11 protein-coding genes and 1 pseudogene are annotated in these 16,551 nt (G+C 41.9%); 7 read left to right on the forward strand and 5 right to left on the reverse strand.

Annotation, left to right across the window (positions count from 1 at the left end):
- Positions 1–16 precede the first annotated feature (16 nt).
- From AB1A65_RS16850 to AB1A65_RS16880, 7 genes are all read left to right on the forward strand, one after another.
- Positions 17–1,570 (forward strand): glycoside hydrolase family 28 protein, encoded by a 1,554-nt coding sequence (locus AB1A65_RS16850; protein ID WP_366591101.1) that lies wholly within the window; start codon positions 17–19, stop codon positions 1,568–1,570.
- Between the two features lie 319 nt (positions 1,571–1,889).
- The gene (locus AB1A65_RS16855) at positions 1,890–4,199 is read left to right on the forward strand and encodes a glycoside hydrolase family 20 zincin-like fold domain-containing protein (RefSeq protein WP_366591102.1); all 2,310 of its coding nucleotides are present in this window, start codon (positions 1,890–1,892) and stop codon (positions 4,197–4,199) included.
- Positions 4,189–5,520: a glycoside hydrolase family 88 protein gene (locus AB1A65_RS16860; protein WP_366591103.1), complete on the forward strand. Its 1,332-nt coding sequence runs from the start codon at positions 4,189–4,191 to the stop codon at positions 5,518–5,520. Before AB1A65_RS16855 ends, AB1A65_RS16860 begins: the two co-directional genes overlap by 11 nt.
- 255 nt (positions 5,521–5,775) lie before the next feature.
- Positions 5,776–6,594 (forward strand): SDR family oxidoreductase, encoded by an 819-nt coding sequence (locus AB1A65_RS16865; protein ID WP_366591104.1) that lies wholly within the window; start codon positions 5,776–5,778, stop codon positions 6,592–6,594.
- Between the two features lie 7 nt (positions 6,595–6,601).
- Positions 6,602–7,813, forward strand: a complete 1,212-nt coding sequence (uxuA, locus tag AB1A65_RS16870) for a mannonate dehydratase (protein ID WP_366591105.1) — start codon at positions 6,602–6,604, stop codon at positions 7,811–7,813.
- Between the two features lie 246 nt (positions 7,814–8,059).
- Complete coding sequence (locus AB1A65_RS16875) at positions 8,060–9,100, forward strand: formylglycine-generating enzyme family protein (RefSeq protein ID WP_366591106.1); 1,041 nt, start codon at positions 8,060–8,062, stop codon at positions 9,098–9,100.
- 575 nt (positions 9,101–9,675) lie between these two features.
- Complete coding sequence (locus tag AB1A65_RS16880) at positions 9,676–10,152, forward strand: hypothetical protein (RefSeq protein WP_366591107.1); 477 nt, start codon at positions 9,676–9,678, stop codon at positions 10,150–10,152.
- Positions 10,153–10,191: 39 nt separating this feature from the next.
- Here AB1A65_RS16880 and AB1A65_RS16885 read toward each other — a convergent pair whose 3' ends face one another.
- The 5 genes and pseudogenes from AB1A65_RS16885 to AB1A65_RS16905 form a co-directional block, all read right to left on the reverse strand.
- Positions 10,192–13,548, reverse strand: a complete 3,357-nt coding sequence (locus tag AB1A65_RS16885) for a TraQ conjugal transfer family protein (protein WP_366591108.1) — start codon at positions 13,546–13,548, stop codon at positions 10,192–10,194.
- A gap of 15 nt (positions 13,549–13,563) precedes the next feature.
- Complete coding sequence (locus AB1A65_RS16890; RefSeq protein WP_366591109.1) at positions 13,564–14,109, reverse strand: conjugal transfer protein TraO; 546 nt, start codon at positions 14,107–14,109, stop codon at positions 13,564–13,566.
- A 2-nt stretch (positions 14,110–14,111) separates the two neighbouring features.
- Positions 14,112–15,104: a DUF4138 domain-containing protein gene (locus AB1A65_RS16895; protein ID WP_366591110.1), complete on the reverse strand. Its 993-nt coding sequence runs from the start codon at positions 15,102–15,104 to the stop codon at positions 14,112–14,114.
- A 10-nt stretch (positions 15,105–15,114) separates the two neighbouring features.
- Positions 15,115–16,125, reverse strand: coding sequence for a conjugative transposon protein TraM (gene traM, locus AB1A65_RS16900; protein WP_366591111.1), 1,011 nt, complete (start codon positions 16,123–16,125; stop codon positions 15,115–15,117).
- A gap of 62 nt (positions 16,126–16,187) precedes the next feature.
- Positions 16,188–16,551: pseudogene (locus tag AB1A65_RS16905) on the reverse strand (hypothetical protein); the annotation flags it as partial.

The following is a 16,551-nucleotide window of genomic DNA, read 5'->3' on the forward strand; positions in this document are numbered from 1 at the left end:
CCTTAAAATCGATTCGATGATAAAGAGAAACTTGCTAGTAGTATTTTTTGTATTCAATGCCATTGCCCTGTTGGCGAATGAAGTAAACGTATACAATGTAAAAAAATATGGTGCCGTCGGGGATGGCAAAAAATTGGACACAGATGCCATAAATAAGGCCATAAATGATGCCAATAAGGAAGGAGGAGGCATGGTATATTTCCCTCCGGGGACATATTTATCGGCCTCAATTCACTTAAAAAGTAATATCACACTATATCTAGAAGTTGGATCTGTAATTGAAGCCGTTCATGACTCAATAGCCAAATATGATTTTCCCGAAGTAAATGAAGAGGGTGGCAATTATCAGGATTTTGGCCATAGCCATTGGAAGAATAGCCTTATTTGGGGTATTGGGCTTGAAAACATATCGATATTGGGTCCTGGCTTAATCTATGGAAAAGGCCTGAACCCAGGGTACGATCTCGATACAGGCATATATAAAGATGGGGGTGAAGGTACGGGAAATAAGGCCATTTCGCTCAAAGAATGCAGAAATGTCTTGTTGAGGGATTTTTCAATTTTACATGGAGGTCATTTTGGGATTCTGGCAACAGGGGTGGACAATCTTACCATCGATAATTTGAAGATTGACACCAATCGAGATGGAATTGACGTAGATGCTTGCAGAAATGTTCGTATTTCCAACTGTAGTGTAAATTCCCCATGGGATGATGGTATATGTTTGAAGTCATCTTATGGATTGGGAAAAATAAAGAATTGCGAAAACATTACAATAGCCAATTGTTTTTTAACAGGTGGTTTTGACGAAGGCACACTCCTTGATGGAACCTTCAAGGTGAGCGCTCCCGAGTATAAATCCCATAATTTCGGACGAATTAAGTTGGGGACCGAGTCAAATGGGGATTTCAAAAACATCACTATAACAAACTGTGTGTTCGATCGTTCACGTGGAATAGCAATTGAGAGCGTTGATGGAGCCCACATTGAAGATATAGCGATTTCGAACATTACGATGAGGCATTTGTCCAAAAGTCCAATTTTTATACGTTTGGGCAGCCGTCTTAGGGGCCCAAAGGGAACAAGGGTCGGTACAATAAAAAGAATAACCATCAATAACGTGATAGGGTCGGATGCAAATGGCAGATATACGTCCTCAATAAGCGCCATACCTGGACATTATATTGAAGATGTACAGATTAGCAATGTTAGATTCAATCAGCAGGGTGGGGGTGAAAAAGAACTAGCAAGCATTTTTCCTCCCGAAAATGAAGCAGATTATCCTGAGCCGGGTATGTATGGATTACTCCCAGCCTATGGTTTTTATATTAGACATGTGAAAGGACTGGACATGAGTCATGTTAAACTTGATTATAATGAACCCGAGGCTAGGCCTGCATTTGTATTGGAGGATGTCCATAACGCCTATTTTTATCATTTGGATGTAGAGGCAGGAGTAGATGGAGCTCCATTTTTTGACTTGAGAAATGTTAGTGATTTTTCTGTTGAGGATTTTAAGAAGCTAAAAGACACCCAATTGGAGGACAATGTTTTTAGGCTTAAGTTGTAACGCCAAGTTCGAGAAAAAATACGTTGGCCATTCCAGATATTTCGATGATAAAGGATACCGAGACACACTATTGTACTTTACACCCAAAAGTAAAACATGAATTTGGAAAATAAACATGAGAATCTTCAGGGATTTTTGGACATTTCGTTTAACATGGCTTGAAAGGATAATTTGCAAGTATTGATGGAGGTATTTTCCCTATTTCCAACAGTTTTTGGCGAACACATTGTAATAAAACGAAAACAAAAATTTTCAATAGATTTCTTTTTTATTTATTTTTGAACCATTTGATAGCAGATAAAAGTTTAAACAGAAAAATATGAAGGGTTTTAAGTACGAAAAAGTGGTTTTTACTTGTTTTTTTGAAAAGAATGTTTTAGAGAAGGGAAAATCGACCCAAGAAAAAGGCATTCTGATGTTCAACCCTTTTTTCATTTATTTTTTTACATTTTTGTTAGTATGCACGGAAACACATGCTAATGACTTGAGAGCGAGGGGATATAGTTTGATTCCAGCCCCACAAGAAGTCTTAATTTCCGACAAGAATATCGGTATTGATGATAGTTGGGGAATTGAAACATCCATGAATTCAAATTCCATTTCCGTGAAGAGACTCTTAGATGGGGTAAAAGAATTTCACGACCTTGTATTCAGAGGATCCGGTACGGGAAAAATAGTTCTTGAATTGGCGGAACACTCCTTATTTGTGGAATTGGATGCAGAACAGTCCAGAGAGGCCTATCAAATTGAGATAAAGCAAGACTTGGTAAAAGTCATTGCTAATTCAGAAACTGGAATTTTTTATGGCATCCAAAGTTTGCTCCAATTGTTGAAACCTGGTACAAATGGAGAATATAATTTACCTATAGGGGTTATCAAAGACTGGCCTGATACGAAGCTCCGTGTGATACATTGGGATACCAAGCATCATCAGGATAGGATTGAAACCTTAAAAAGATATCTGGACTGGGCCGCATTTTTTAAGGTAAACGCAGTTGCATTTGAGATTGAGGATAAATATGAATATCCTAGAAACCCGATTATTGGAGCCCCAGGGGCCTTTACAAAAAAAGAGATGATAGAAATTACATCATACGCCCTGGAACGGTTCATCCAGTTAATACCGGTCGTCCAAGCACCTTCCCATATGGCATTTGTGCTGAAGCATAAAGAATATGAACACTTAAGAGCGGATGCGGAAAGCAATTATCACATATGCATGTGTGATGAGGAAGCCATGGAATTGGTTTTTGATATGTATCAGGATATGATTGATGCCACTCCCGGGGTGGAGTATTTTTTTGTATCCACCGATGAGGTATATTACCCTGGTATTTGTGGTAAGTGCGAAAGGGAATATAACGAAGAGAACCGTAGCTGGACGTGGGTAGACTACGTGAACAGGGTACACAATTGGATGTCGGATAGAGATAGAAAAATGTTGGCATGGGTTGAATACCCTTTATTGACAGATCATATTGCACATTTGCCATCGGGAATCATCGATGCAATAATGACACCCACCAGAAGCGAAGAATGGATTGAAAACGAAAATAGAGCTGGGATAGAACATCTTTCATATAGCTCCATGCAAGGTGCAGAATTTCTGTTCCCTAATTATTTCCCTACTCGTTACAGAGGTAGGAACATTGGTGGAAGATTGCAAGATGTTCATGACAATATTTCCAAAATCCAAAAAAAAGGAGGGCAGCCTATTGGGACATTTGCTGCTGCCTGGGATGACTCGGGTCTTCACAATGAGACTTTTTGGTTGGGATGGGCAACGGTTACACAATATGGTTGGAGCATCGAAAAACCAACCATTGACCAAAGCATCACGGATTTTATGAATGCTTTCTATGGATATGGTAGTCCATATATGGTGGAAATATATGGACTTCTTCAAGAAGGAGCTCGGTTTTATGAAGATTTATGGGAAAAGGTCCCTTCCAAAGAAAGAGGGAATAGCTATGGAAGCTCAAAGGGAAAAAACCCGCACCCCCGTTCCGATTTAACCCTGAAGTTACCGTCCCTTCCATTTTCTGAACATACCAATGGAAGTTCATTGTTTGATTCAAAATATTCCGACAAGATTATGAGGGCATCGGAACAGGTCGAAAAGAACGACCGATTGATTAACCTTCTATCATATAGTATTACAAAAGTGGATAGAAATTGGTATAATTTGGAAGTGCTGCTTTCAATAGCATATTTGGAACGATACACCATGGATGTACTAATAAATTTGGTAAGAGTAGAGAAGTATGTGAATGCAGCAAATAAGGAAACCTCACCGCAAAAGGCAATGAATTATATGATTGAAGCTTATGAAACAATTGATGATATTTTGGATGAAGAGAAAAAAATGTGGGATAGTTTTGTTTCTATTTGGGAGAAGAGCCAATATAAGAAAGGGAGGAGTGTAGACGGGAAAGACTATGTCCACGTCATGGATGATGTAAAAGATCATTTTGCAGACCGACGTAAGGGTTTGGATTATATGTTGGCTCCTCTGCAAAGAATGGAAATGAAACAATGGCGGAATCAGCTTTGGACAATAATCAGGGACTATTCTAAAGAGAACGATGTGAAAATAACCGGTATTCCAGAAGTACGACTTGAAGACTGATTTAAGGTTAACGGATGAATGGCAAAGTTGCATTCATGAAAGAGCAGAAAATTATTCTACAAAGATGAGATTTAAACTTAAAACACTTTACTTGCTTGGGGTAATGCCTCTACTATTGTCTTGCAAGTCAAATGGTTCGGCAGTATTACCACAGCAAAAGATGGACTACATTGTTGGGCAATTTGAAAGGACACTGAATGAAACTGATGATCCGACTAAAATTCCCAGATCCATATCAAATAATGGAGACCTTGTAACATCAGGAATTTTTGGCTGGACTAGTGGTTTTTTTTCCGGAAGCTTATGGTATCTATATGAACTCAGTCCAGACGAAAGATGGAAAGAGGAAGCCATAAGATGGACCGAAATCTTGGAACCGGTGCAATATGTCACCAATGACCATGATATTGGTTTCATGATCAATTGTAGTTATGGAAATGGATATAGAATTACAAAAAATGAAACGTATAGGAAAATTTTGATTCAAGCGGCTACATCACTAAGTCAAAGATATAATCCCATGGTAAAGAGTATTAAATCATGGAACAGAAAAAAATCATGGGATGGAAAAACAATATGGCATTACCCTGTGATTATTGATAATATGATGAATCTGGAACTATTGTTTGAAGCTTCTAAGCTAAGTGGTGACCCGGCCTTTAGAAATATAGCCGTTGAGCATGCCATGACTACAATGAAGAATCACTATAGGAAAGATTTTTCAAGTTACCATATGGTAAATTATGATCCAAAAACTGGAGAGGTTTTGAATAAAGCTACGGTGCAAGGATTTGCGGATGAGTCCTCATGGGCTCGTGGCCAAGCATGGGGTTTGTATGGCTTTGTTGTCTGCTATCGATACACGGGGAATAAAAGATTTTTAGAATTTGCTGAGAATATTGCAAATTATATTTTAAATCATCCAGAACTGCCAGAGGATTTAGTTCCTTATTGGGATTTTGATGTTAAAAACACTTCCCTTAGACCTGAATGGAATTATGAGCCCAGAATGTTCAAAGAAATCCCTCGAGATGCCTCAGCGGCAGCAATCACATGTTCAGCATTACTTGAATTGGGATTATATTCAGAAAAATATGGAAAAGGATATATTATAAAAGCAGATGAAATAATAAGATCTCTATCATCTCCTACATATATGGACTCTGCCAATAACAAATATTTCATTTTAAACCATAGTGTTGGAAGCATTCCGCACGGTGCAGAGATAGATATACCGTTAGTCTATGCGGATTATTATTTTTTGGAAGCATTGGTCCGAAAAAATCGGATGCAACAAAATGGCAATAGTTACAAATTTTGACCTCGAAACAAATTCGGCGTGAGTTTTACTATACCACGATATGTAGAGCATTTTTCAAAGGTGGTCATGTTGGGGTTATAACAGGAAATTATTTTGGAATACCTATAAAAAAGCTTCTCTTAAAATTTATAGAGATAGGCCGAAAAAACAGAGAGATATATAATGGGAATGGACAAGAACTGTCATGCTTGGTTATAACCACATTGCTAAATAGTTATTTTGGAAAAAATCAAATAACCTGACATATGGCTTTATATGTGCATTAAACTATTCAATATTTCAGAAAAGGTGATTCTTGTCACCGGAGGTACGGGTGTGTTGGGTGGAAGTTTGGCAGAATACTTGCTTTCCACAGGAGCCAAGGTCGCCTTTATAGGCCGTACCCAAACCAAGGTTCTGAACAAAGTCATTGGGCTAAAACAGAAATATTCAAATGTGCTTGGGTTCTCGGGTAGTGTTCTTGACAAAGACTTTTTGAAGAAAGTGAAAAACGATGTTGAGGAAGCTTGGGGCAGCATAGATGTGCTTATCAATGCCGCTGGCGGGAATATGCCCGGTGCAATAATTGGAGATGCACAAAGCATATTCGATTTGAAAATGGAAGACTTTAGAAAGGTGTCCGAATTAAATTTGGACGGTTCTGTGCTTCCTTCTTTGGTTTTTGGCGAACTGATGGCTGAGCGAGGTCATGGGTGCATCATCAATATTTCATCCATGGCGGCTTCAAGACCTTTGTCGAGGGTCGTAGGTTATTCTGCCTCAAAAGCGGCTATAGATAATTTCACGAAATGGCTCGGCACCGAACTGGCCCTTAAATTCGGGGAAGGTCTGCGCGTTAATGCGGTTGCACCTGGATTTTTTATAAGCAACCAAAATAAGCACCTGCTCATATTGGAAGACGGGAGCTATACCGATCGGGGCAATGCGATTATCAAGAATACTCCAATGAAACGTTTTGGGAGGGCGGAAGAACTTCATGGCACTGTGCACTGGTTGATAAGTGATGCAGCAAGTTTCGTGACAGGGACCGTTATTCCCGTTGACGGTGGATTCAATGCATATAGCGGTGTTTAAAGAAATTATGGGATTTGGTCTAGAGCAAACATGGCGATGGTATGGTCCCGATGACCCGGTTACTTTGAAAGAAATCAAAATGACAGGAGCGACTGGCATAGTGACCGCTTTGCACCATGTCCCCAATGGTGAAGTATGGTCAATCGACAACATAAGGAAACGGAAATCAGTTATCGAAAACGCAGGATTGCGATGGTCAGTTGTTGAATCCCTCCCCGTTCATGAAAGCATTAAGTCCCATTCGGGAGATTATTGTAAATACATTGCGAATTACAAGCAAAGTTTAGTGAATTTGGCAAAGTGTGGAATAAAAGTGGTTTGCTATAATTTTATGCCTGTGTTGGACTGGACACGTACCAATTTGTCCTATACTTTGGAAAATGGCTCTGAGGCACTTTATTTTGAAATAGATGCATTAGTGGCGTTTGATCTCTTTATTTTGAAAAGGCCCAATGCTGAAATATGCTATTCTACAAAACAGATTTCCAGAGCTTCGGAGTACTTTAAACGGTTGTCACCACATGCTATTCAAAAATTGGCTAAAACCATTATTGCTGGACTTCCCGGTTCGGCGGAAAGCTATTTAGATCCAAACAAAAGATATGATTTGGAAAAATTTCAGGGCATATTGGATACCTATGTCTATATTGGAGCGAACGAGCTGCGGGCTAATTTGATTCATTTTCTAAAAGAGATAATACCAGTTGCGGAGGAACATGGAATACTTATGAGCATCCATCCGGATGATCCGCCTTTTACCATTTTGGGTTTGTCCAGGGTAGTTGGTACCTTGCGTGACTTCGATTATTTGTTCAAAGAGGTCCCATCAATAAATAATGGAATTACCTTTTGTACTGGATCTTTAGCCGCAAGGCACGACAACGATTTAGGTGCAATTTTCCAAAATTTTTCGGAAAGGGTACATTTTGTACACCTAAGAAATATTAAAAGAAACGGAGATGGTGATTTTTATGAGTCAGGCCATCTTCAAGGGGATGTGGATATGTTTGATATAGTGGGTAGGATACTTGACGAACTTTATCGACGTAAACTGGAAGGAAGGGAAGATTATCAAATTCCAATGAGACCGGACCATGGACACCGAATGATGGATGATTTAAAAAAGCAGACCAATCCTGGATATTCAGCTATTGGCAGACTCAAGGGATTGGCAGAGTTAAGAGGATTAATTTTAGGCATTGAAAAATCCTGGAAATGAGCGTTTTTGACTTATTGTAAGTGGAATGGAACTTGGCTCTCTCAAAGAAAATGCTAAATACTCTTATTATGGTTAGAATCAACGATGGTCTGCAGATTCCATTAAAATCAGCAGACAGCCCGAGTTAGGTTGATTATAAGCATATAGATGAATATTGATGTTATTATTGAGCATATAGTGAAACAGATAATACATATTAGGCTAATTACTTTTTTGGTATTACCCATTGTAATATGTGGTTGTAACATGAGTGATAAAGAGTCTTCAAGGGACAATGTGAAATTGGAAAAAATTGCTGTTGGTGGGTCAACCATGTTGCAGACCAAACCTCTTTTCGAAGCACCAAAAGGGATGGTTTGGATTCCTGGCGGCCAGTTTGAACAGGGAGCTGTCCCATTCGATAAAATGGCCTTGGCACATGAGCATCCCACCCATAAAGTGTGGGTGGAGGGTTTTTTCATGGATGTACATGAAGTTACCAATGCACAGTTTACAGAATTTGTTAAGCAAACAGGTTATATTACTGTAGCGGAAAGGGAGATAGATTGGAAGGAGATGAAAAAGCAACTGCCCAAGGGTACCCTCAAGCCCCATGATTCCATCCTACAGCCTGGTTCTTTGATATTTAAAAAAAGTAAAACGAGTACTCCAAATCTTTATGATTACATGCAATGGTGGGAATGGAGTGTTGGAGCCAATTGGAAGCATCCCAAGGGCCCTGATAGCAGTATTCGCGGTAAAGAAAACCATCCTGTGGTGCATATCGCTTATGAAGATGCTTTGGCATATTGCAAATGGGCGGGAAGAAGACTCCCAACAGAGGCAGAGTGGGAATACGCTGCACGTGGAGGAAAAACTGGTGCAATTTTCTTTTGGGGCAATGGCATGGAACAACTCAGTACTCACGCCAATTCATGGGAAGGGGAATTTCCGGTCAACAATACTAAAGTAGATGGCTACGAGGGAAGATCCCCAGTAATGCACTATCCGAAAAACGGTTTTGGGCTGTATGATATGACTGGGAATGTCTGGGAATGGACCAAAGATTGGTATTCTGCCGATTATTATCAAGAATTGGCAGACAAAAATCAAGTTGCAAAAAACCCAGAAGGACCTTTGATTGCTTTTAACTCCAAGAATTCCTATGCCAAGAAAAAGGTCATAAAAGGAGGTTCGTTCCTTTGCAGTGCATCCTATTGTGCCAGTTATAGGATATCGGCACGCATGGCCACCAGCCCCGATTCGGGAATGGAGCATTTGGGTTTTAGAACTGTGCTATCACTATAGTTGTATATGTATGTTCTTAGTATAACTATAATTGATGGTCGAACTTCGCGCTTCCTTGGACTGAAGTAGCCATTTTGTTAATTACGGTTTAAGAATTTAATTAGGTCTTTTTGTTGAAAGCCCTATGCAATCTTTCAAAGTCATTAAAAGTTTTTAGCTCGCTAATTTCTTGCAAAGTCAACATCTTTGCTATAAGAGATTTAATGATAAAACCCTTATTGATTCGTTAAAATCGCAATCTTCATCAACAGTATCGGTCAGTTATGCAAGCGGAACAGATTTATCGTTTGAATTTGTAAGGTTCATTCAATGGAGACAAACTTATAATTAACAATTTGATTTCAAGAAGCGTGCTCCTGCTAATTACAAATTGGGATTACCCAACTTGTGTAAACAATATGTAAGCCTAATAAAATTAAAGTTATACTGGAGGTTAAAAAATGTAAGTTCAGATTTTTTGGTATAATTAGTTGCATGTATTGGACTTTTCTTCAAAATCGAATGGAGTTATAAATATAAAAATGTTTCTCCCATACTTTTGTATATCTTTAATTACATAATGCAAATCTTATCTTATGCGAAAATACTCCCTGTTAATTGAAATAATATTAGTTCTATTTTCATGTGGCAATGAAGGTGATATTTCATTCAAGGATAGGGAAGAAGCCCTTTTTGGCCAATGGGAATATGAGGCCATCGAATCTAATACCGCAGTGGACATCAATGGAGACGGAACCGTAAACATTGACCTATATAATACCATCGAAATCCGACAATGTCTAAAGGACAACCTGACCTTTTTTTCCGAAGGTATGACCGGAGAAAAAAATGATTTTTCCATTAATGAAAATGGTTTGTCATGTGGAGAAGTTCCAGCATATAACAATGTCGAAGATGATAAATATGAATTAATTAATAATGAGATTTTACGTTTCGAGAATCGAAATGATATGCGGATCATTGAGTTTGCCAAAAACCGGCTCGTACTGGAACAGGATGATTTTTTGGATGATCAGGATGTTGTCATCACCTATACCTATAAACGGAGTTGATTCCCCATATTAAATAAGAAATTAGCCCATTCATATTTGTCAAACTCTAATTACCCTTCCTGTAACCCAATCGCTCCATTGGCCATCGCTGTCCCTGACCCGTACCTCATAGTTTTGGTCCAGATATTTCAATCTACTTTCACGCGGTTCGGTCTCCATCTCAAAATACCTGTCAACACCACTTCCCTTGGCTTCGCTGTAGTTCAACAATTTGGTATCCCAACGATTGTCCTGTCTGTTGAAAATACGAATCGCGACCTGTTCTAGGCTCGCTCCATTGTAGGCTTCCGAACAATTTGTGCTAAAGCAGGTGTAGATTCTGACCTGATAATCGCATCCGTTCAGGCCTCCGCAATTGATATTGTACTTTTCACCCTTGGCCGCAACGGTCGGCAATTTCAACATTTCGATGGATTCACTCTCGGTCTGTGATTGTCCAGTGGAATTCTGCACCAAGAAATTGATCACAAAACTTTGATCCGTTTCGGGAAAGAACTGCATTGGCGCAGTGCCATAATCCAGAGGAACGACCTCTCCTTCATTATAGGTAATGCCCTTATAGCGTATGGTTCCAGCACTGGCTCCGGTAAAGGTGAACACCAATGTGTAGTCAACACTCTGGTCATGGCCCGAGGTGGCATTGGTAATGGCGGTGATATCGAATGGGTCATTGATATATTTGTCCTGTGCAGATTGGCTGATGTTCAGTGTGAACGGTTCCTGGTATACTTCATAATTCACATTGACGTTGGCAGTTTTTTCAACATCTGAAGAGGAACGCACCGTAAAGGTCAGATTATGGTTGCCCTCGGTGATCCCGGTATATTTTCCGGAAAATGAGCCCACGGGTACAACAAAACTTTCCCCTGCTGAATATGAGTTGCCATTATACTGAAAAGAACCGTTATTGCCGCTGACAGAAAAATACATTTCATAGGTGTCCCCGCCAATGCCGATTTCAGAAATATTGAAGTTCACATCGATTTCCTCCCCTGTGTATGCCTGTTGGGCAGTTCCGGAAGCTGTGAAATTATAGTCCTTAGCCGTAACGTCCACGGCAATGTTCACCGATTTTTCTAGCCCTGTATCGTTCTTCGCATAAAAGGTCATGCTTACCGTGCCATCGTCAGTGCCCTCAATGCTCCAATTGAAGTTGCCCTTTGGCACCTCATAGAGGTTCCCGGGACTAACCACATTGCCATTACTGTCCTTGATGAAGGCATTTCCGTTCATGCTGAAGCGCATGGTATAGTCGGATGACCCCACGCTCTCGGAAATATTAAAGTTCAGCGAAGTAGTTTCCTCCACGGTAATATCCGAACTTTGAATGCCCCCTGTAAAGGTGAAGTCGACCTGGTCAAAGGTGATGGTCGCATTGGACGTGCGGGTAACGTCAGAACCTGATTTGACACTCAGGACAATATTGTGCTGACCAGGCTCCAGGCCTGTATAGGTAATGTTGTTGGATCCAGGGCCCATTGGAAAATTCTCCCCTGGTCCATAGGAAACTCCATTGACCAACATGGACCCGTTCTGGCTCGATGAATAAAAGCCGGTATAGGTGTCGTTCGCCCCATCCGGGACTTCATCGATGTTCACGATGATGCCCACGGGATTATTGGAAAATTCAGTGGCCTTTGAAGGGGTCATGGCAATACTGAAATCATTGTTGCCCACCACTACCGTGACCTGTTCCTCCAATAGCTGTCCATTGCTGTCCCTCAACAAAAAGGAGATTTCATAGGTCCCTGCCTGTTGCCCTATAAAATCGTAGGCGAAACTTCCCGCGTCAACGGTGAAATACTGGCTCGGTACAATGGGTGAATTTCCGTTATAGAGTTGGCCATTTCCACCCGTAATGAAATAGTTGAGCTCATAGGAAACCCCATCATAATCGCCTTTTTCGATAAGACTCAGGGATATGGCCCCACGTTGGCCCACCAATACCTCACTGTTATTGGCAGAGGCACTGAAATCAAGTTCCAATTGTTTTGCATCCAGATTTATTTCGACCGGCCCGACCTCTTGCCCAAAATTGTCGGTCACAAGAAAACTGATCTGATGGCTTCCAAGGCTTTCTGGGGTATAGAAGAGTGAGAAGTTGCCGAGTTCGACAGGGTAATCCGTATTGTTCTGGATATTGTTCCCGCCCGTCCCCGTAACCTTGCCATTGCCCTCGGTTATGTTATAGGAAATGAAATAATCGATATTGGAGGTATTTCCGCTGGATCTGATGTTGAAATTGAGCTGTGTCCTTTGTTTGACAAATACCTGGTTGCTCTCCGCATTGCCACTAAAAGTAAAAGGAATATTGGCCACCTCGATCTCCACGCTGTCCCTTTTCATCTGGCCATTGCTGTCGCGAACATCAAAGTAGATCTTTCGTTGGCCGAGCACATTGTCCTTAAAGGTAAAATTGTAATTGCCCGGGACTATGGACCGAAAGGCCCCAGCGTCCATTACGCCCCCATTTTGGTCCCTAACGGTCCCGCCACCCTCACTGCCCGGTGAAAAGGAATGTCCGATATCGTAGGTGACGTCACTTTCCCCGTCCTGTGTCTGGAGGTCGATATTGATGGCGATGTTGGTATCGAGTTCCACTTGGGTGGAAGCGGCCGTGGCCCGAAAGGTAAAGTTTAGGTTTCCCACATCGAGGACAAGTTCCCTTGTAATGGTAGCGCCATCGGGAGCCTTCGCCACCATGGTCAACTTGTGTTCGCCCAAGGTCTCAGGAAGGTATTTGAGGTCGCTGACCCCTTTGGGGAGCGCAAAGACATCCCCAGAGTCATAAGCGGTATCACCAAAATAGACCTTACCGGTCCCGTTTTCCAATTGGTAGGAAACCTCAAATTCCTGGTTTCCGTTATTTGCGGGATCTTCGGTGTCCTTGTCCCTTAAAAGGGTCACACTTACGGGATTTTTGCTGTTGATGATAAATTGGTCGGTCCCTTTGCCCAATAAAAAGCCAAAACTTGCATATGTGGTATTATAGACCAGGTCCAGTTCCTTTTCGACCTTGTTGGAGTCCCAGGCAAGGACTTTGACCTTATGTGCACCTGTATCGATGGGCATATAACGGAACGACATATCAAAATCCCCGATGGGAATGGTATCGTTCTGGTATATGGTGTCATTCCCTATGGACAGGTAGTATCCCTTACCGTTCTCGATGCGGTACTTCATATAATAGGAGGTCGTGGTGACCACTTTTTCCGGTTCCAGGGAAAAATCTGTCTTGACCGCCTCAAAGACAAAGCCATCATTATTGTGGTCTTCTGTAAGGGTAAAATCAAAAGAATCCTGGACGATGCCGTCAAAATCCTTACTGCATGCCAGAACAAACAAAAAGCTCAAGAAAATTATGGAAACAAGGCGTAGTGGAGTAATTTTTTTCATAGTGTCCGGTTAGGTTCAGAATAAAAAATAACGCAGGCCAATCCCCACATAGGGATAGAAATTGCCGACATCAGAATTGATATGGTAATATTCATTGGCCTTTATCAATAGGGAAAGGTCGTTCCCGAGGATCATCTCCCCTTCGACACCTGCATATATTCCATATATGAACCTGCTCTTGCCATCAATCACGGCCCCGGTATCCAGGGTGTTGTTCCCGTTGTTGATCACTTCATATCCAATGACCCCGCCTCCGCCGATGTTCAGCGCATATCTCCTAAAATTGGGTTGTTCCCATACTTTTAGGAAATAGCCCGGTTGTACCGTGAAAATATTATAGGGGATATCATAATCCCCCTTGTCCTCCGCAATGGCGGCAAAAATGCTCAACTGGGCATAAGTGCTCCTGTCCAGATGGTAATTGTACGTTGCCATGATCCCGAAACCGTCCTCTGCATATCCACCGCTGAGACCCACGGAAGAGGCATAGTTCCCGCCCCGCTGCGCGGAAAGGGATATGGCCATAAACAAGAACGAAAAAAGCACCAATGATCTTCCCATAATCAAAATCGTTTAGGATTGTTTATAATGTCCCTGCCAATGGACATGGACAGGTTACGGTTTCCTCCCTCTTCATCGAGCTCTACCAAAAGTTCTTTTTTATTGTCCAGGGAGAATTTCTTGAGTACGATGACAAAGTGGTTCTCGGTTCCCCCCTTTACGATCTTGGGGACCTTGTACTCAAGCAGAAGACCGTTATTTTTATCAATCGGGATTTTCTGTTCAGAAGCGTTCCTGTACGAACTTTTGATGAAGAATTTGATAAAGTTGATATCGAGGTCGACCCCCTCCTTATTTTCCAGCCTGAACTGGATATAGAGCTCGTCGTTGTTATAGTAGACCCCTTTGAGCCACAGGAAGACATCGCCTTTCCGTGCAAAATAACGGGGGATCAGGGCCTTATCGAACTGCATGTAATAACTTCTCAATCGATAGTACTCGTTGGGGTCATGGGCATAAAGGTCGGGTGTGGCCAATTCCAACACCGAGTCCTTCGGTATTTTCTCGATCTCTTGCATGGTCAACGAACGGGATTCCTCCGATTTTGGTAAAGATCCGTTATTGGATCCGGGTTCCGGACCTTGCACGGCCTTTAATCCCTGATAGGAAACGGCCCTGTCATCAATATTGGTCACCGCCATTTCGGGCCCTATGGTCCAGGTCAATTTTTTGGGGCGGGCATCCAGTTTCAGGATAAAATCAAAGAGGTTCCCGGATCTGGTGATGACCGTCAGGTTGGTATAGTTTTCCTTTTCGGTGGCCAGATCATCATAGTATACCTTTAGGATGCGCGGGTTGAACCGGCTCCCGATCTCCTTTGGGAAGTCCACTGCAAATCCGATATCGCTTCCAATGATACTTTCGGCGATATCCTCCGGAAAGATCAAAATGGTCTTGAACTTTCTGGAAACCTCGATGGTGTCACGGATTGCCTGTGCGGAAAGGCCATGGTTCATCAATAAAAAGAAAAGAAACAATAGTAGTTTTTTACCCATAGAGTGCCGTTTACGTTTTTAGGAATACCTTGTACCCGTTGATCAACAATATTTCGTCGCGATCCTTCCTTTTTTTATTGGAGAAGAACTTGCCGAATGCCCGTATCGCATTTTCCGTCATGGGAAGGTCGATCCCGTTGGAGAGTTCCCTTGAGATGTCCCCCACGGCACCCTCCTCCACATCGGCGTAGAATTCTGTGAGCAGTTTCCCAGCCCTTTCATTGTAGATGCCGAGACCGCCGTCCTCCTGGTCATATGCCTTCAGTGCAATTGGAAAATTCCCTATGTTCGAAATATCCATCAACAATCTGGACCCTTGGATGTTCACGGTGGCATAGACAAAAGTGTTCTTGGGGAAAATCCGATCGGCAACCCTGAGTTCTTCCCGTAAGATCAGGGTCACCCTACTGCCGGGAACGACAAATTGGTCCCTATATACCGTGGCTTTCGCCCTTATATTGGCCAATAGGGTACTATGCTGTGAAACGCTTTCGTTCGGGGCGGAGAAATCCTGGCTTCCCGATTTGCGTTCCTCCCTGGCACGCTGTAGCATTTTTCGGTATTCGATGCGCTTTTCGGTCTCCGAAGGCCCGTTTGTGACGGAAACATCCGTACTGTTCGGGACAGTATTCCCCATTGGTCCCGTTTCAGCTTTGGATACTGCATTGCCATCGACCAATGAGAAATTTTCAAGGTCTTTCAGGATCTTTTCAAGGGAATCGTTCTCTTTCTCCCTGTCCACTAGGTTTGCAGGCCCATCTTTTTTTCGGGATCTGTCCAATGAATCCTTGATAGACTCCTTATAGTAGGTGTTGGGATCTTTTATTTCCATCCCACTTGACCTATCCGGAAGGGAATCATTGTAACCATCGGTCGTTCCTTCCTCTTGGAAGGTACCCTTCAATCCATTGAAACTGGTGGACAAGAAATATACAAGGAGCAGGATGGCAATGGGAAGGGCGAGAGCGAACCCTTTATGGTTCCTGATCCAATCATTCAATTTATGGATGTTCAATGCCATAGAAAAATTTCTTTCCCCGATAATCGAGATCTAATCGTACCGGGTTATGTTGTCAATAAATATCATTTGCGTAGGTCCTTGTTGTCCAATACATCGAAACGGACGATCTTAAGGCCGTTCAGATTATTGGGGGTTGATTTGGTCTCCATCAAATAGCCGGTCGTGACCAGGTTCCGATATTCAGTCTCGCCGTCCCTTTCAATCTTTTGCTTTCCGATGAACCTGAACCTGAACGGATAGGACGAATAGTCAATGATGATACTGTCCTTCTCCAGTTCAATGGAATAGCCACTTTTGGCGATATCCTCGTAATAGTCCTGGTCCACCAAACGGTTATAGAGCCGCATGCCCGAACGATCTACCATGAAAAGCGCCTTTCCCTCGATATTCCTTTTTATGAACCTTAGGTGCAAAAAATGGGCATAG

The organism is Allomuricauda sp. ANG21, from assembly GCF_040705235.1.
Lineage (GTDB): Bacteria > Bacteroidota > Bacteroidia > Flavobacteriales > Flavobacteriaceae > Flagellimonas > Flagellimonas marina.